The sequence below is a fragment of the Flavobacterium sp. I-STPP5a genome, assembly GCF_009764685.1.
Lineage (GTDB): Bacteria > Bacteroidota > Bacteroidia > Flavobacteriales > Flavobacteriaceae > Flavobacterium.
In genome coordinates this window covers 1-18,650 of record NZ_VHLM01000010.1, presented here as the reverse complement: position 1 = coordinate 18,650, position 18,650 = coordinate 1, and the positions used below count along the sequence as shown (strand labels likewise).

Here is an 18,650-nt window from a genome sequence, read left to right as displayed (position 1 = left end):
ATTGTTGATAAAACACCCGTAAAAACATATTACAACAGCAACGTTAAAATAATAGAAGTCGTCAGTATTAATAGAATTATTTATTTCATGAGCAACTTTACTTTTCTAAAACAAGAATGGTTATCACTATATACAAAGATGAAAACAGCAGAGCAAAGGGTAAATATTGAACCTGTTTCTACTGCCAGTTATTGTCGTTTGATGTTAGAGGAGTGTATGTACTTAATCTATGATTTAGAGCATATAGAAAAACCATTTAACACGGAACTCATCAACTTGATGAATGAAGAAGCTATTAAAAATATTATCCCTAATCATCTTAGTGAAGGATTACATATTGTTAGGAAAACAGGGAACAATGCAGCTCATTATGGGCAACGTATTACAAATAAAGATGCGAGTATAAGTATCAGGTATAGTTATGATTTCCTGAAGTGGTTTGCTCAAAATTACAGTAAAGCCATTCCTGAGTTGCCTGCAGCTTTTAACGAGCACCTAATTCCTAAACTAGGAGAAACGCAAAGGAAGTTAAAGGAGTTACAAAAGGAACAGGAAAATGCACAGCAACTGCTACTAGATCAAGTGGCTAAACTCCAAGAAGAGAAAGAAGCTATTCTGGCTAAAGCTCAAGAAAGTGAAGCAACCCTAGAAGCCTATAAACAGCAAACACAACAAGCCGTTGTTAAGCTTAAAAAACAAAAACAGGCTCGTTTAAAACCTATTGCTACTGAGTTTACCGAAGCCCAAACAAGACAGCATCTTATAGACGTTGATCTGAAAGAAGCGGGTTGGTTTAATTTATCAGAAGGCAGAGAATTAGAATATCCTGTAAAAGGAATGCCTCTTACGGCAGACAATCCAAGAGGAAATGGCTTTGTAGATTATGTGTTATGGGATGACAACGGCAAACCATTGGCACTCATAGAAGCTAAAAGAACAACCAAAGACATAGAAGTTGGGAAACACCAAGCAACTTTATATGCCAATTGTCTAGAACAAATGCACGGACAAAGACCTGTAATTTTCTATACCAACGGCTATGAAACCAAAATATGGGAAGACACCTTTTATAGTTCTCCTAGAAGAGTATATGGCTTCTATACCAAAGAAGAATTACAATGGCTAATTCAGAAAAGAGTAACGATAAAAGACCTTCGTAAAGCAACGGTCAATACAGATATTGCAGGAAGACCCTACCAGCTAGAAGCTATTCAAAGAGTTGCAGAAACACTAGTAACCGACGGCGCAAAAGGCATTTGTGGGAATAAAAGAAGAGCCTTGTTAGTCATGGCTACAGGAAGTGGTAAAACGAGAACCGCCGCAGCATTAGTAGATGTATTATTCAAAAATAATTGGGTAAAAAGAGTGCTATTCCTTGCTGATAGAAATGCATTAGTAAGACAGGCTAAAAATAATTTTAGCGAATACTTACCAGACTCATCTGCTATAGACCTAACGGAAGAGAAGGAGAATGACACTACTCGCTTAGTATTTAGTACCTATCCTAGTATGATGAACAGGATCGATAATGTTCGGAATGCTGAAGAGCGTTTTTATGGCGTAGGACATTTTGATTTAATAATTGTAGATGAAGCGCACCGTTCTATTTACAACAGATACAAAGCTATATTCGACTATTTTGATGCTACCGTAGTGGGATTGACCGCTACACCTAAAGACGGAATAGACCACAATACTTTTGAGCTTTTTGGCTGCAGTAATGAGGATCCTACATTCTTGTATGAGCTTCATCAAGCTACACCAACATATCTGACACCCTATAAAAACATAGACATCACAACTAATTTTCTTAGAGAAGGAATTAAGTACAAAGACCTATCCGATAAAGAAAAAGAAAAGTATGAGGAAACCTTTGAAGACAAAACAACAGGTTTATTTCCTGAAGAGATAAGAGCCAGTGCCATGAACAAATGGTTGTTTAACAAAGACACCGTTAACAAAGTACTAGACGCCTTGATGGAAAATGGTTTAAAGATTGAAGGTGGTGACAAACTAGGGAGAACAATCTTGTTTGCAGTAAATCAGAAACACGCCAAATTCATTGTAGATTGTTTTACGGAAAGATACCCGGCAATGCCTTCAGGTTTTATCTCAATGATACACAACGAGGTTTCTCATGCACAGAGCTTAATTGATTCCTTTTGCGATAAGTACAAGGAAAACAACCCTCAGATTGCAGTATCAGTAGATATGATGGATACAGGTATTGACGCTGTAAGAGTACTAAATTTAGTGTTCTTTAAGGTAGTGCGTTCCTATTCTAAGTTTTGGCAAATGATAGGTCGCGGAACTAGATTATGTCCTGATGTTTTTGGTCCAAATCAACCCAAAGAACATTTCTTGATCTTTGACGTTTGCGGTAACTTTGAGTTTTTCGAAGTACAGAAACAAGGAAAGGAAACCATTACAAGCAAACCTATTACTCAACAAATTTTTGAATCCAGAATGCACCTGAGCAGATTACTGGTAGAAACGGGTGAAGAAGGCGATATAGAACTATCCCACTCTTTGAGGGATATTTTACACAAGTCAATAGACTCACTAGACAAAAACAGATTTCAGGTTGCTATGAATTTACGTTACGTTGACGAATTTAAAGTTAGAAGCCGCTGGAACAATCTAGATAGTAATGACGTTCACGTTATAGAAGAAAACCTCTCAGACCTCCCTATTGCAGAAACAATTAACGAAGCAGCCAGACGTTTTGATTTGATGATGTTAAAGCTACAAATGGCTACATTAATGTTGTCAGGAAACAAGAAAAAGTTCGAAGAGGGATTGATTGACATTGCAGAAGGTTTAAGCCAAAAATACACCATACCTGTAGTACTTCGATCCAAACCTCTGATAGAAAGCATAAAGAAGCCAGACTTTTACAAAGGTATTTCACAAAAGAAACTGGATAGCATCAGAGAGGAATTAAGAGAGCTAATTATTTATTTGGAAACAAGTAGTAAGGAAATAATCTACTCAAACATTGAAGACTCAGAAATTACTATGACTGTCAATGAACCTGCCTTATCCTCTACCATCGGAAAACCCTACAGGAGAAGAGTGGAAAGCTATATTAGAGAGAATAAGTACCAACTTACAATTTCTAAATTAGCAACCAATCTCCCAATTACGGCAGAAGAACTCAAACTATTAGAAGATTTACTTTTTGATGGAGGAGAAAGAGGAACAAGAGAAGATTTTGTTAAGGAGTACGGGCAAGAGCCACTTGGCATATTCATAAGAAGCATCATTGGTCTAGATGTAAAAGCAGCACAAGAAGCTTTTGCAGACTTTCTAAGCAATGGAAACTTAAGAGCAGACCAAATAACCTTTATTCAAAACATCATTTCGTACCTAACTAAAAACGGCACTATAGAACCTAGTATGCTCTTTGAATCACCATTTACAGATGCAAATGACCAAGGTTTACTTGGACTTTTTGAAGATGGCGATGCACATAAAGTGATCAGTATAATAGAAAAAATCAGTGAGAATGCTATAATCGGGTAAAGTGACTAGAGATAAAAACCTTGTTTGGAAAACAGATATGGTTTTACAAATATCCTAAAACCATTGTTTTTAAAGTTTTTGTGAATAACATAAGGTAAAATGAGGAAGAAACAATACTTTATGTTAATAACTAAGTTTCCATACTATTTTAAAATCATATAATTTTGCTAAAAAACAAACCTATAAGTTGATTTAATGGAAATAATTAATACATTTGTACCAGGATTAACGGCATTTAAGTTTAGCTCTAAAGATGAGCTTGAACGAAATCTTGCCGCATGGATGGATATAAAATACTTATATGAGTTTTTTGAAAAACACAAAGATGACCTGGCTTACTTTAATGTCACATCAGTAAAAGAAGCAGTAAATATTACTTTAAAAGAGGTTGAACAAATACAAGAAAAATTATTTGAGCTCATACAAAATACCAATAAACAACTTGATGAATTATTCCAAAATTTAGATGACAATGAATACCGCGAAACACTATTGTCTAAACAAAAATTAAAACAACGTTGGATAAGATTATACGCCATCAAAATTGAACCCAATCATTATGTTATTACAGGTGGAGCAATAAAACTTGTACACAAAATGAAACAAAGTGAATTAACAAAAAAAGAGAAAACTACAGTTGAAAAATGTAGAAATTATTTGTTAGAAGGAGGAGTTTATGATGCAGATAGTTTTTATGAATTAATTCTTTAAAAATGAAAACCAAAAATTTAGAAAATTTCCAAAAACTGGTGTCTAACGAACAGTCTAGCTGGCTAGATAAGTTTTTATATTATAAAGCCAATAAAAGCTGGTTAGATAAATCCGCAATGGTAGCTGTCAATGTTTTAGAGGCATTAAAAGCGAATGGTTGGTCACAGAAAGACTTGGCGCAAAAAATGAAAGTCTCAGCACAACAAGTGAATAAGATTCTGAAAGGACAACAAAATTTAACTTTTGAAACGATAAGTAAACTTGAAAGTGCGTTAGATATTTCATTAATGGAAATTATTGATTACAAACCAGTAACAGATATTAAAACCTCTGCCACTCAAATAAAATCAGTGCCGACAACATTAATAAAAGAGATTATTTTAAGAACCGATAAAGAAGAAAGCCCTTTAACGATAAGAACCCAAATGAGGGTTGTGCATAAAAGGATTCCTTATTCAAGACCTCGAAACAAATTTGCTATTGCTAGATAATGGAAAACAATAAGAAAGAAATAGAATTTAGCATTAAAGGTATTAAGACTGAACAATTTGCTTTGTTTGAAGAAAATCATCTTGACAAAGGAAAGATTAATTTAGAGACCAATTTATCTTACGGCTTAAATACAGAGGAAAGAGATTTTGTAATCTCAATGAAATTTACTTTCGAAATAAAAAAGAAGCCTTTCATTACAATTCAAGTAAATTGTAATTTTGAGATCGAAATTGAATCTTTCAATAATTTAATTATAAACGAGGAAATTGTTATTCCTAGTGCTTTTATCGCTCATATGGCAATGATAACCGTAGGAACTACGAGAGGAATTTTACATACTAAAACAGAAGGAACAATTTTCAACAAATACATCCTACCTACTCTTAATGTAGCACAGATGGTTCCAGAAGATGCAATTTTTGATTACAAATAAATTAAAAATAATATTAAAAAAGGCATACAATTCGGTAACATAAATAAATTAAAACTTGTAAAGTCTTGATATAGCTAGTACAACTCTCCTTGGTTCGAGCCCAAGAGGGGGAGCTTTTAAAAAGCCATTCAAGAAATTGAGTGGCTTTTTTGTTTTATAATAGTTTTAGGAATTTTCAATTGTTCAGAAGGTGCTCGATCCCATATTTATTTGAAATTGTATCAACTTTTAAAATAGAAAAAAGTTGATATTATTTAGAACTTAATGTTGAGTATCTTGTCTATTCAGACCTAAGCTAATAAATACTAGTTTACATATAAATAAAAAACAGTAATTTTATATCAATTACAAATAAGTAAAAGAATGAAATCAGAATTTATAACCCAAACCATAAATACAATAGCCCACTCTATTCAAAGTGGAGTATTTATCGATGTTGAAAAATCTAAAGTAGAATTAAAAGATTTATCAACTAAAGGGGACTGGAAATCACTTCACGAAACTATTTGTGCTTTTTTGAATACAGATGGAGGAATTGTTATTTGTGGTATTAGAGAACGTGATAAGAATTACTCTTTTACTGGATTTAATAGAAATAACGAAAATAATTTGATCAATCTACATTCGAAATATTTTCAAAACGACCAAGATCAATTTGTCGATTTATCTAATTATATCTGTTTTGATTATGAAAACTTTCTAAATGGAGAAATTGCTATAATAGCAGTTTATTCGTTACCTGACGATGAGAAGTTTTTACGCTATAATGATTCTTATTACGAACGAAAATTGACGCAAGACAAAGTAATTCCAGCTTCAAAAATACAAAGACAAAAGGAATATAAAATAGAAATCGAATATGCCAAAGAATTAGCTAAAGTCAAAGAGGCAAAAGTTGATGATTTAAGTTTAGATAAAATTAATTACTACATCAACCTACTTAATAAAGAAATAAGAAACGAAACTTTAAAGGCAAGTCCTGATCAGGCAAAATCATTTTTAAGCAAGCAGCATTTTATCAAAGAAGACTGGATCACTACCCTGGGTATGTTAGTTTGCGGAGAGGAACCTTTTCATTTTTTAGGTTCAAGAGTTGAAGTTAATTGTTACTATGATACCAGTGTTGACATTGGAAAAGATAAAAAAATGTTTCGAAATGATGTTATCAATCTAATGGAAGATACGTTTAGATATATTTGGGGTCATATCAAGATTAACAGAACAATTCGTGAAGGAGGTAAGAGTGAACCTGAATATCCAGAGAAACTAATTAGAGAAACCATTAACAATGCCTTAGCGCATCGAGACTATACTATTGATAGTTTTGTTACGGTCACTGTTGAGCCTAATCAATATATTGAAATCAAGAACCCAGGTTCATTTAAAGAAAAAATTAAAATTATACACACAGAAACAGATATTGCTGTTCGCAGATTAGTCCCTGGGATTCCCGAGAGTAAAAACCCAAAACTAGCGTCAGTCCTAAAAGTTTTTGATAAAATTGAAAGTCAGGGCCGAGGAATGGCATCCCTAGTTAATGCTGCTTTAGATAATGAAATTGATTTACCTACTTACGAAATTAAAGAGGACAGTATTAGTTTAAAAATTCATTCTGGCAAACTAGTAGATGAAAGTATAGAAACATGGCTGCAGGGTTTTAATTATTATCTAACTACAAAACTAAAAAGCGAGCTAACCTTTGAGCACAAAGCCGTTCTAGCATATTTTTACAAATCAGAATTAGTAAATCAAAAAAGAGTATTTTCTATTTTACTAACAGAAAGTAATAATCACTTTACTGTTTTACAAGATTTGAAAAAAGGAAAACTAATTGTTGAACATCATATTAGTACTGAGGAAAATCCTGTTTATGTTTTAGATAGAATATTGTTAAAAACTGATTTTACTGAAGAGTTTATTACTGCTTTAGGAAACGACTATATCCATTATGACAAAGTCGCTAAGCATATTTTAAATCTTATTTACCTTTATTCAAAATACAATCAAAAGTCATTAAAAGCTGCTGAAATCACACCTGAGGTATACCGTCGTTTATATGGTAAAGAAATAGTAGGCAAAACATACGAAACACTAGGAAGAAAAGTAAGAAGTATTTGTAATAATCTCGAAGAGCAAAAAATACTAATCAAGGGTAGCAAAAATGATTACACTTTTAATTTTGACTTTACCATAGAGAACAAGCTTTTTTAAAGTTCTTTAATAAATTATTAGTAATTCATTCTTCATTAGGCTTTATTAAAATTTAAAAAAAATCTACATTTTTTTCTTGGGATTTCATAACGTTAAAAAAACTATATGATTTACCAATTTTCCTGTATAGACAAAAGTAAAAAGGAGCCAAAATTTTTAAATTTTGGCTCCTTTTTAAATTGGTAAAAAATATTATATTAATACCCTACAGATAACCCTACAGCATTAAAACAAACTAGAGCTTGCATCATGCAACACAATCCATTTCTTGTCGCTATTGAGCTTAAAACTACCTATGTGCTCTTTGTTCCACTCATTAGGACCTATTAAGGACAGGAAATTCACTCCTTCGGCATCTCTGTATAAATGATAAATTTCACCTATCACAGGTTCAAAGGAAAATTTAGCACTATACACCAATTCATTCCACTCATACTCTTGCATTAACTTTTCGTACTGTAATTTGAGTTCGTTAAACTTATTACCGAGCTCTTTGTTTACATTATCAATACCTCTACTTTTCCAGGAAACTACATCATCCACACGTATTGCTGGCGCACCTACATTTGTAGCATACGGCAATACATTAGCATTGAATCCTTTTTCTTGATTGTAAACAACGTTATCTGGTTTCTTATTTTCCATGTTTTTTATAATTTTCAACTCTTCAAATTACTATTATTGAAGGTTTTGTATTATTGTTTGGGGTACCAAAATAAATTTCAACACCTTTGTTTGTTTAATATTTTCTGTGCAAAGTTAAACAAAAATCACAAACCTACCATGCAAAATTCAAACTTACCAAAAATAGTTACGAGCAATTAACGGTAACAAAAAAACACTATTGAATTCCTAGGATTTCAATAGTGTTTTCTATAAAATTTAAAAAATAATTTATCTTGCTGAAAGCCAACCTTCAGGATTATTATAAGTTGTGTTCTGAAGGATTAAGAATTTAATTATGGTTTTTCCCGTTTCCCCATTAGTACGTACCCTACCTATGCTTTGCTTGATACTAACTTTATCCCCTTTACTCACAGAAACGGAACTTAAATTTTGGTACACCGTAAAATAATCTCCGTGTTGTATCATAACAGCTTTATTAACTGGAGATATTACAATAACACTTGTTACTTCTCCACCAAAAACAGCTCTCGCATTTGCTCCTTTATCAGTTGTAATTTCAACTCCGCTATTATGAACCGTGATGGTATTAAACATAGGATGCGTTTGATTTCCATATCCTAACGATATGAAACCTTTCTCTACAGGATAAGGAAGCCTACCTCTATTGGACCTAAAATTATCAGCAATCAATTTTGCCTCGGGGGTCAACTCAATTTTTGATGAAGACACGGCAGCTTTAGATACTGGTGCACTTGGATTGGCTTTTGCTTTTTCTAATGCAGCTCTTCTGTTGGCCTCGGCAATGGCTTCTCTAATTAACCTATTAATTTGTCTGTCAATGGTTCTATACTCTTGCTGACGTTTTTTTATTTCTTGCGCAATCTTATTTTTGTCTTTTTTAAGTGTGTTTACTAGTTTTAACTGCGCTTGCTTTTCTTTTTCTAGTGACAGACGTTCTTTTTCATTTTCGGCAATCAACTTTTGTTTGGCCGTTTTTTGAATGTCTAATTTCTGATTGTAGTCTGCTAGTTTATCGGTTTTTGTTTTTATTTCTTCGCCTTGCATTTTTCTATAACCGGTATACTGCTTCATGTATTGCGCTCTTTTATACGCTTGAAGAAAATTTTCAGATGATAGTAAAAACATAGCTCTGCTCTCAGAAGAACGACTTTTATAGGATTTGACAATCATTTTGGCATAATCCTCTTTTAGGATTTTAAGTTCCTTTTTAAGTTTATTAATCTGAACTTGATTAATATACATGTCATTTTTAAGCAATTTAGTTTGCTTTTGAGTCGTATTAATTAGTTTCTCCTTAAGCTTAATTTTCGTACTCTGAATCACTACTACATTTACCGCAGATTTTTCTTTTCTCTTTACGGTTTGTAATAGCTTTTCGTTTTCTTTAATTTCTTTTTGAATTTGTGCTTTGCGTTTTTCTAATTTTTCTTGCTGAGATTCTTGACTCCACAATAATGAAGTCATACAAATACAAATTAGGCTTAGGATATATTTTGGCATGAGATAAAAAATATTTTTGCTAATTTACTTAATTAAAATTCTTTTGTACCCATTTGGTACACTATATGGAAAAGAAAGTTCCTCATTAAAAGAAACCGAATTGTATTCTAAATTGATTTCTGTAGTTCCTTTTTTCTGAAAAGTATTGATCAATAAGGCTGTAGGCAGTTTCATATTGCCAATTTCTTTATTGCCTAGATACGCTACTTTTATCATACGCTCTTCTTTAGTTTGCGTAATTTCTTGTTTTTGAATTAAAAACTGATCGTTGTCTAAGAAAAATGATTTTTGTGTATTCTCATTTGTAACAGCATCTAGTCTAAAGCTTTGGTCTAAAATTGTTTCAGTGTATTTGCCTTTTCTCAAGTCATCAAGCGCCTGACCTAACAACAAGTTTTGAATTTTAGAGTAATCTAAATCAGTTCCTAACCATTGGCTTAAGCTGCTAAAATCACCTTCAAAATAACTGTTATTTATTTTCTCATAATAACTCACTGTGGTAGGAGTTATCAAAGCTTTGGCCATAGTGATTCCTAAAAATCGAATGCTTACTAAAATTTGTTCATCTTTCTTGATTCTAATTTCGGCGGTTACATTTTGAGTTTGTTTGTCGTCACTATACCTTGCACTAGACTTGATGTACAGGGTTGAAAAATCGGTTTTATTGTTGTAATGGTTTTCTATAATTTTTTTGGCCGTCATGACATTTGTCTCAGCAAGCGGCTCTTTTACTGTGGCTACTGCAACGGCCTTAGATTTACAAGAAACCATTACAAGCGCCAATAAAACCACATATATTCCTTTTTTCATTACTTTTTTTCTTTTAATAATTGATTTGCTTTTGAGAAAAATAAATCTTTTTTCTTAAAATCACCTAGACCATTATAGGCTTCTCCTAGTTGCTTATTAAAATTGATTTCAAGTTCCTTATTTTCTACTACATAATCCATGCCCATTTCTAAATAGTCCTTTGCTTTCTTGAATTGTTGCAACTGGTTGTACGCTAATCCGGCGTAAAAATAAAACTGTGCTTGTGACGGATAGGTTTCTATCAAAGATTCGGCTTTGGGTGCAAGGCTACTAAAATTTTTCTGCTCCACGTACGCCTGAAACAAAAGTAAATTAGTCTCAAGAACATCACCCAATCCTCTTTGAGCTGATTTTTCATAATATAATACCGCCTTATCCCACTGCTTTTTATTTTGAAAAAATTTACCAATTTCTTTGTTTACATCCACACTCGTATCATTATTAAACGTGGCTACTGCTTTTTCTAAATCAGGAGCGTACTGTGGATTTTTTTGTATGAAAATTAAAAATTCATTTAAGATTCTGTGCTTGATTTTTGAGTCAATTTTAGAACTTGCTAGAACTACATTCATGGCCGTAATGGCTTTTTGAGCTTCATTGCCGTCAAGGTATGTTTTAAACAAACTGACTTGAGCCCACTCTGAATTTGGAATTGCTTTTTCTAACTTTTTTACAATTTCAAATGCTTTTGCATCTTCATTGTTCTTGGTATACAAAAAAATAAGACTGATATAATTAGACTCTTGTTGTGGATATTTAACAATTTGTTCTTCTAGATTATTGATTTCTAGATTTTGATATTTTCCTTGTGCCAAGATCTGGCTTTTGTACAATTCTCTTCTATCTGTTTTTCCTACCGTTTCATTAAGTTCTTGAATCAGTGCCAATGCTTTTTCAAATTGATTGGTACCCATATAAAGTGACGTTAAATCTTCTTTATATTTAGGGTCAAATTCTATCAATTTATTAATTATTGTTATACCTTGAGTAAAGTTTTTAGTTTCATAACTTACATCATACATCCCTATCCAATACCATCTGTTTTTAGGATCAAGCTTGGTAGCCGTTTCAAATGAGGAATAGGCATTTTGATAGTCTTTTAAGGCTAAATAATTTTTGCCCAGCTCAAAATAAACGGTTGCATCATTAGGTTTAAATTTATCAGCTTTTTCTAAAGCAACGATAGCTTTGTCATAATTCTCAATCCCTTTTTGAAGTAACGATTCATAAAAAAGTTCTTGAAATTGATCTGTATCAAGCTTTATTTCTTCGGGTTCTGTTTGTGCGCATAGCAATACGGGGAATCCTAAAATTCCAAGTATAAAAAGTAAAAAAGCTTTGTTTTTCATATCTTATTACAACTCAATTATATCACAATTAGTACAAAACCACATTGAATATTTTAGCCAGCGTTTCACAGCTTAAAAAAAAATTAAAACCTGTAAAACGCTGGTGCTTTTTTTATTCTAAAACAGAATAATCCCCAATACTGATGCTGGTAAAATTACCATCAAAACTAGCGTAATTACCAATCATGGCATTGTCTAAAACGGCATTTTTTATATGCGAATGCGTTTGTACCAAACTGTTTTTTACCGTACTATTTACCACATGACAACCATCACCAAGTGAAACATTTGGGCCAACAGTGGCATTAATCAACACTACGTTTTTACCAATATAACAAGGTGGTATAATAGTTGCGTCTTCTAGTTTTACACTTTCATCAACTAAGGATTCACCATCTTTATGTAAAAATCCTAACATTCTAGAATTGGTTTCTACCGTAACGTTTTTGTTACCGCAATCCATCCACTCCTCAACTTTACCAGGGACAAATTTCATGCCTTTGGCCATCATTTGTTTGATTCCGTCATTGATTTGGTATTCGCCACCGTGAATGATATTATTATCAAGTACCAACTGCAGTTCGTTTTTAAGTACTGCAATATCTTTGAAATAATAAATCCCGATAACCGCTAAGTCTGAAACAAAAGTCTCTGGTTTTTCAACCAACTCAACGATTTCATTGTTCGCATTTAATTTTACCACACCAAAAGCTTCTGGTTGGTCTACTTGTTTTACCCAAATTACACTATCAGCAGTTGTGTCTAAGTCAAACTTGGCACGTATTAAGGTGTCTGCGTAGGCAATTACCGCTGGTCCGCTCAAAGATTCTTTGGCACACATAATGGCGTGACCGGTTCCTAAGGCTTCGTTTTGATAATAAATAGTTCCTTTAGCACCAAGTTTTTGGGCTATAGCCAAAAGTTCTTCTTCCACTTTTTGACCAAAACTTTCATGAATGATAAAAGCTACTTCGTCAATTTGTTGATTTAAAACTCCAGCAATATCCTCGACCAAACGGTGTACGATAGGTTTGCCCGCAACAGGAATTAATGGTTTAGGAATGGTTAATGTATGTGGGCGAAGGCGTGATCCACGACCCGCCATAGGAACGATTATTTTCATATGAGCCCCCTAACTACTACTAGGGGTAAGTAGGATTTAAATTTATATTGTTTCTATTTGTAATTATCAATTCCCCCTTCGGGGGTAAGGGGGCTTTATTTTACTCCCGTACTACCAAAACCACCTTCACCTCTAGAAGTTTCTGATAATTCTTGAACTACAGACCACTCGGCGCGTTCGTGTTTGGCGATAACTAATTGTGCTATGCGTTCTCCGTTTTGAATGGTAAAATCTTCATTGGATAAATTTACTAAAATAACTCCAATTTCTCCACGATAATCCGCATCTACAGTACCGGGTGCGTTCAATACAGTTACGCCATTTTTTGCAGCTAGTCCGCTGCGTGGTCTTACTTGCGCTTCGTACCCAATAGGTAGTTCTATAAAAAGACCTGTTTTTACGATGGTTCGCTCTAGTGGCTTTAAGGTAATTGCGTCTGTTATATTGGCTCGTAAATCCATTCCTGCCGAGGCGATTGTTTCATAGCTAGGCAAGTCGTGTTGTGATTTGTTGATGATGTTGATATTCATAATGTATTTGTTTGTGCTAGTTTTCAGGATCAGATTGTCTTTTTTAGGAGGTGCGCTTTTTAGCCGTGACCGAAGTGGAAAGCCTTTTTCTATAAAATTGTATTTTTTTCGAGGGTGAAAAGAGCGACTGCAAGAAGCTCCTTTTGAGCCGTAGAAAAAAACAATTTTAGGAAAAAGCTTGAAACGAAGGGCGCGATAAGCTCCTAGAAAATTTGATACTACTTTGCTTTACGTTTTAGTATTTGGGTTAATAATTCTTTTTCGTTGTGGTATATAAAATAAAGGAACACGAGCAATAACGGGATTCCTACGAAATAATTCTCACGGAATCCGTAAAATGAAATCGCTGAAAAACCAATTGAAATTATGAGATACATAAAAATTTTACGGCTGTCATACGGTATGGGGTAATATTTGTTTCCGAAATAATAAGAGATGGTCATCATGCTACCATAAGCGGCTATGGTGGCTATGGCCGATCCGTAATAACTCATGGTTGGGATTAGCAGATAATTTAACGCAAGTGTAATGATGGCTCCTACGATTGAGATGTAAGCGCCTACATACGTTTTATCAATGAGTTTGTACCAAACGGAGAGGTTGGTGTAAATGCCAAGAAAAAAATTAGCCAAAATAATTAATGGCACTACTTTCATAGCTTCCCAATAGGACTCGTCCTGAATCATGATTACCTTTAAAACATCGGCAAAAACGATAACGGAGAGTAATATGAACGACCCAAAAATGACAAAATATTTGGTTATTGTGGCATAGGTTTGTGGTGCATCTTTACTATCAGCATGGCTAAAAAAGAAAGGTTCGATACCTAAGGTGTAGGCAGTACGGTACAAGACCATGAACAAACCGAGTTTGTAACAAGCGGAATATACTCCAACCTCTGCATCGGCAATATTGGCTGGCAATAGTTCTCCCAATAAAATTTTGTCAAACTGATCGTTAATGGCAAATGCAAGTCCGGCTACCATAATAGGCATTCCGTATTGCATCATGCGTTTCCAAAGCTGGTAATCAAAATGCCATTTTAGTTTTAAATAATCAGGTGACAATACTACAAAAGTGAGCAAACTGGCTACAATATTTGACACAAAAATATAGCCTATTTGATACTCTTCTTGGTATAGCGTACTAAAAAAATGACCTGGATTTGACTCTGCCAAGTAAGGCAAATAAATCAAGAAGAACAAATTGAGCAAAAGATAGACTGTTACGTTTCCTATTTTTATAACGGCATACTGCAACGGTTTTTGTTGTACTCTTAACTTAGAAAACGGAATAATCACCAGCGCATCTAGTACAAGAACCCAAATGGTATAGGTGATGTATTGAACATCTATATTTGACCAAAGGGCTAATTTATTGCGAAACAGTAGCGCTAAAAATAAAAAAGATAAGGAGGTCCAAAAGATAGATACTGAGGCTGTTTCTAAAACTGATTTTTTATCATTCTCTTTATTGTAAAACCTAAAAAAAGCGGTTTCCATACCATAGGACAAAACAACATTAAAAATAATAAGCCAAGCAAAAATCATAGACACTTTACCAAACTCTTCTACAGGTAGGTATTTTGTGTACAAGGGTACTAAAAAAAAGCTAAACATCCTGGGAATAACCGTAGCTAGACCGTAAATAGCTGTTTGTTTAAAAAGACTTTTATATAATCCCAAAATGATATGTATGTTAAAATTAAAGCGACAAAAATAAGAAATTCTTTGCTGAAATTGCTTGAGGTAAGGTTTTGTTTTAGTCTACCACCCGCTTGATGTATAGCATTTCTAAAACGGTTCTTATTTAAGCTATTGCTGGATCACCACATTTTGTATTTTGTAAAAATACGTTTTGTGATTTAATTTATATTCTAAAACGGCTTGGTTAGGTTCTAGCTTAAATTGGGGTTGGTATATTGCGGGTGCTTTATTGCCATATTCTTTGGCTGGATCTGCGTCCAAAATAAGATCAGTGGGTGCTGCAGTAGCTTTCAAGAGTCCTGTGAACGATAACTGTGAAGCACTTTGCAAAGCTGCGTGTTGCTTGTTATAATGAACTGAAATGAGTTGTAAGTTTGCTGACAATGGTTGATCAAACTCTATAAAAAAAGTGTTTTTTTGGACAAATGTTTTTTTTATTTTTTGAGGAAAGTGCGATTGAATATCTTGATTTGTTCCACAAGAGATAAAACTACATACGAACATTATAAATAGGATATTTACAAAGCTTGTTTTCATACTAATTCGTTTTAGCTTAAACCGTCTTCGTTAATAATTTTTAAAAAATGAAATCCTTTAGGCGCGTATCCTTGATTGTAATAAAAACGATGCGCTGTAAAATTACCCGTAAATGCATCAAGTACAATCATGGTACAGCCTGTTTCTCTGGCTACTGCATCTACATAATCAGTCATTATTTTGCCAATTCCTTTTTTACGATGGTCAGGGTGAACGATAAAATTATCAATTTCGAGGTACTTGCCCGACCAAAGCTTCGTTCCAGACCACAAACCAGAAAGTCCTACACAAACATCGCCTTCAAAAACAGCAATTTGTTTGTAGTTATGCGGAATCATCTCAGTGAGATACGCCTCGTATTTTTCGTAAGTAAAGTTAGTATACAAATGCAACATGACAGCATATTGCGATAGCATTTCTTCTTTGGTAGTAAGTTCTTTAAGTTCTAATTTCATCTTTGCTTTTCAAAAATGTAAAATTAGAGAAAAAGGAATAAGATTGAAAGTTATGATGGGATGAATTTTTGAGAAATCTAATCGAAAATTTTAAAATAAATAAGTGGTATGTATAGCGAAACTCTTGAAACAACAGCTTATAGCTTGCATTCATGGCTAAAATTGTATTTTTTAAAATATTGATTTGCAAATATTTCTATATCGATATTCGTGGAATTCACGGAATTCCGATAACAAGTATTTGCATACACAACTCTACAAAGCTAGTTTTACAGAAATTAATTTATGAGAAAATTGGCATCTTTTTTGATTTAAAGAAAACTAATCTTACCTTTTATAAAATAAAATTATGAATCTCGTGGTCTTGCTGTTGTTAAGTGTTGGGTTTGCTCAAAATGAAAGCAGAAGCAAATTAACTACTTTAAGAGTTAAAATTTAAACAAAATAAGGTCTTTTCTTGACACAACCTCAAAGAAAATACTTAAAATAAAAGTAACCTTACCTAAAAACAACCTAATGAAATTTTCAGTTAAAATTTTAATCCCCTTTTTCTTTATACTGTTTTTGTCTTGCAACAAAGACGAAGAAACTAACAAAGTCATTGAACAATCTATAGATCTTCAAATTGAGAATGAAAAATTCAAAATCGTAAATGAATCATTTGTCGTCAATGAAAATTGTAATTCTATTTTCGTTTCACTCATTTATGATAAGGGAAAAAACGAACCTCATTTTATTTTTGAATTGTCGATAACAAAAAAAGGGATCCTTAGAAAAGTAAGTTATACTAGATTTGGCGAAAGTACTAGTCCATTTGACACTCCCGATTTTAACCTTAAAGGACTATTTACTGTTGACAACTTTGTTTATGACGAATCAAGCAAAAATTTAAGTTTTAATTTTTCTGGAGAATTAGTAAAAGTTGAGACAAATACTCCAATGTTGGACGTTCCTCAAAAAAGAAAGAAAATTAACGGAAAAATAATGTCTAACAAAGTAAAAGCAACAACATGTACTAGTTTTACAAGTGATTTACATTTTGAAACAAATAATTTAACTTTTGCTACTAACTTTAATGCAGGATCACACGATCCTAATTTACCAGCAAACCAGTATAGTTTTCGGTTTTTTTCAAATAACGGATACCGTGCCATTATTAAATCGAAAATAGATTTGTGGAATTTTGATAAAGGAACCTATACTTTTGACCAAAACACCATAGAAAATAGAATTGATCTTGAGCAATATACTGGAATTTTTAGAGCTACTCAACTATTGTGGATTCGTCCCCAGGATTGGAAAAAATTCCAAACATCAGGGAGTTTTACCATTAAAGAACATGTTATGATTAACGGTCTAAAAGTAACTAAAGGTGAATTGGACTTGCAGGTTTATGATAATGGACAACTCTTGCATGCTGCTACTAAAGGTACTTTTGAAGTAACTGGCTTCTAGCAGTATTCTTAGTCTTAAAAACTTAAAAGGGTTCAACTTTACGTTAAACCCATTTTAAGCTTTTCAAAAGTTTGTTTCAACTTTCAACAAGATATTATCGTTTCTTTTTACTCAATTTTTCGGCGAGTTGCATCGCATTATAGACATTTAATACTTTCCCCGATTTAGAGAGTTCAGAAAATTTAGCTTTTTTACCTTCACCGCCTGGGATCAAAACCTCAATGTCATAAGCAGTTCCGGATTCTAGTATAATTTGCTTCACTTCCTTAGCCTTAAGTTTAGGATAATACGACCAAATCAAAGCCGCTGTTCCAGAAACCATAGGTGCTGCTAGTGAAGTTCCTGAATCATACGCATAACTATTTCCTGCAGTGGTGGTATAAATTTTATCTCCGGGAGCAAATAAATCCACATTTTTTTTGCCATAATTAGAGAATTTAGACACAAAACTACTGTCTGTTTTTTGTGATATGGAACCTACAGTTATAAAATTTTCTACAACTTCATCTGGGTTTTCGTAATCAACATCACTAGGATAATATGGATTTTCATCAACATTAAAACTATTATTCCCTGCAGCATGAACCAGCAAAACATTATGCTTTTCGGCATATTTATAAGCGTCTATTACCCTGTTTTTGTACAACGAAAATTCTTTTCCAAAAGACATGTTGATTACTTTTGCACCATTATTGTTTTGACCCCTATAAAACAAGAGTATTATTCTAAATTTCGATTATTATTTATGCGGTTAATTTTTTCATTAAAATTAGATGCTTATCCTGGTTCCATTTCTCTATTGGTGTTATATGTCCTAAAAGGCCATGTAGCCTAGTATTATTATAGAAGATTACATATCTTTTTAATATTAGCTCAATTTCTCCAAAAGTTCTATAATCAACTCTTTGGAACACTTCTTTTTTTAATATTCCATGATAGGCCTCAATATGCGCATTTTCTTCGGGTGTTGCTACATGTGTAAATTCTTGCTGAACTCCTATGAGTCCAAGGTATTCTCGAACACTTTTGGCAATAAACTGACTTCCATTATCACTTCTTATCACAACACTTTCAGGGTATTGGTATTCCAAAAATAAATCTGAAAGAAAAGCGATTACTTTGTCTTGTTTTATAGAAAAAGAGAAAAAATCTTTTAATATTCTGC

Annotated in this window: 17 protein-coding genes; 6 read left to right on the top strand and 11 right to left on the bottom strand. The window is 33.2% G+C overall.

The features are described 5' to 3' along the window. Positions 1-87 precede the first annotated feature (87 nt). The 5 genes from FJV36_RS01540 to FJV36_RS01520 all read left to right on the top strand — a co-directional run bounded on the left by FJV36_RS01540 (position 88) and on the right by FJV36_RS01520 (position 7,372). Positions 88-3,525 carry a DEAD/DEAH box helicase family protein gene (locus FJV36_RS01540; RefSeq protein ID WP_158728951.1) on the top strand — a complete coding sequence of 1,146 codons (3,438 nt, stop codon included), beginning with the start codon at positions 88-90 and terminating at the stop codon, positions 3,523-3,525. 195 nt (positions 3,526-3,720) lie between these two features. Next, positions 3,721-4,236 carry a hypothetical protein gene (locus tag FJV36_RS01535; protein WP_158728950.1) on the top strand — a complete coding sequence of 172 codons (516 nt, stop codon included), beginning with the start codon at positions 3,721-3,723 and terminating at the stop codon, positions 4,234-4,236. 2 nt (positions 4,237-4,238) lie between these two features. Further along, positions 4,239-4,727, top strand: a complete 489-nt coding sequence (locus FJV36_RS01530; RefSeq protein WP_158728949.1) for a helix-turn-helix transcriptional regulator — start codon at positions 4,239-4,241, stop codon at positions 4,725-4,727. Continuing rightward, positions 4,727-5,161, top strand: a complete 435-nt coding sequence (locus FJV36_RS01525) for a hypothetical protein (protein WP_158728948.1) — start codon at positions 4,727-4,729, stop codon at positions 5,159-5,161. The genes FJV36_RS01530 and FJV36_RS01525 overlap by 1 nt, the downstream gene beginning before the upstream one ends. Positions 5,162-5,524: 363 nt before the next feature. Further along, positions 5,525-7,372, top strand: a complete 1,848-nt coding sequence (locus tag FJV36_RS01520) for an RNA-binding domain-containing protein (protein ID WP_158728947.1) — start codon at positions 5,525-5,527, stop codon at positions 7,370-7,372. A 225-nt stretch (positions 7,373-7,597) separates the two neighbouring features. Here the strand turns inward: FJV36_RS01520 and FJV36_RS01515 are convergent, their stop codons facing one another. The 9 genes from FJV36_RS01515 to FJV36_RS01475 all read right to left on the bottom strand — a co-directional run bounded on the left by FJV36_RS01515 (position 7,598) and on the right by FJV36_RS01475 (position 16,030). Continuing rightward, complete coding sequence (locus FJV36_RS01515; protein WP_158728946.1) at positions 7,598-8,017, bottom strand: DUF2452 domain-containing protein; 420 nt, start codon at positions 8,015-8,017, stop codon at positions 7,598-7,600. A 249-nt stretch (positions 8,018-8,266) separates the two neighbouring features. Further along, positions 8,267-9,484 (bottom strand): murein hydrolase activator EnvC, encoded by a 1,218-nt coding sequence (locus tag FJV36_RS01510; RefSeq protein WP_233264563.1) that lies wholly within the window; start codon positions 9,482-9,484, stop codon positions 8,267-8,269. Positions 9,485-9,544: 60 nt separating this feature from the next. Further along, entirely contained in the window at positions 9,545-10,330 is a 786-nt protein-coding gene (locus tag FJV36_RS01505) for a DUF4292 domain-containing protein (protein WP_158728944.1), read from the bottom strand. Continuing rightward, complete coding sequence (locus tag FJV36_RS01500; RefSeq protein WP_158728943.1) at positions 10,330-11,679, bottom strand: lipopolysaccharide assembly protein LapB; 1,350 nt, start codon at positions 11,677-11,679, stop codon at positions 10,330-10,332. Before FJV36_RS01500 ends, FJV36_RS01505 begins: the two co-directional genes overlap by 1 nt. Positions 11,680-11,791: 112 nt before the next feature. Further along, positions 11,792-12,802, bottom strand: a complete 1,011-nt coding sequence (locus FJV36_RS01495) for a sugar phosphate nucleotidyltransferase (protein ID WP_158728942.1) — start codon at positions 12,800-12,802, stop codon at positions 11,792-11,794. Between the two features lie 95 nt (positions 12,803-12,897). Beyond that, positions 12,898-13,332: a dUTP diphosphatase gene (gene dut, locus FJV36_RS01490; RefSeq protein WP_158728941.1), complete on the bottom strand. Its 435-nt coding sequence runs from the start codon at positions 13,330-13,332 to the stop codon at positions 12,898-12,900. Between the two features lie 218 nt (positions 13,333-13,550). After that, complete coding sequence (locus FJV36_RS01485) at positions 13,551-15,017, bottom strand: lipopolysaccharide biosynthesis protein (protein ID WP_158728940.1); 1,467 nt, start codon at positions 15,015-15,017, stop codon at positions 13,551-13,553. A gap of 129 nt (positions 15,018-15,146) precedes the next feature. Further along, on the bottom strand, positions 15,147-15,575 hold the full coding sequence (locus FJV36_RS01480) for a hypothetical protein (RefSeq protein WP_158728939.1): 429 nt from the start codon (positions 15,573-15,575) through the stop codon (positions 15,147-15,149). Between the two features lie 11 nt (positions 15,576-15,586). Then, positions 15,587-16,030 (bottom strand): GNAT family N-acetyltransferase, encoded by a 444-nt coding sequence (locus FJV36_RS01475; RefSeq protein ID WP_158728938.1) that lies wholly within the window; start codon positions 16,028-16,030, stop codon positions 15,587-15,589. Positions 16,031-16,546: 516 nt separating this feature from the next. On the opposite strand from FJV36_RS01475, the gene FJV36_RS01470 reads away from it, so the two are divergent. After that, a complete protein-coding gene (locus tag FJV36_RS01470) occupies positions 16,547-17,485 on the top strand; it encodes a hypothetical protein (protein ID WP_158728937.1) in 939 nt (312 codons plus the stop codon). 94 nt (positions 17,486-17,579) lie between these two features. Here FJV36_RS01470 and FJV36_RS01465 read toward each other — a convergent pair whose 3' ends face one another. Both FJV36_RS01465 and FJV36_RS01460 read right to left on the bottom strand, forming a co-directional pair. Next, positions 17,580-18,200 (bottom strand): S8 family serine peptidase, encoded by a 621-nt coding sequence (locus FJV36_RS01465; protein ID WP_255470317.1) that lies wholly within the window; start codon positions 18,198-18,200, stop codon positions 17,580-17,582. Between the two features lie 28 nt (positions 18,201-18,228). Further along, positions 18,229-18,650, bottom strand: a 422-nt coding sequence (locus FJV36_RS01460; protein WP_158728935.1) for an integrase core domain-containing protein, incomplete at its 5' end; no start/stop codon positions are given.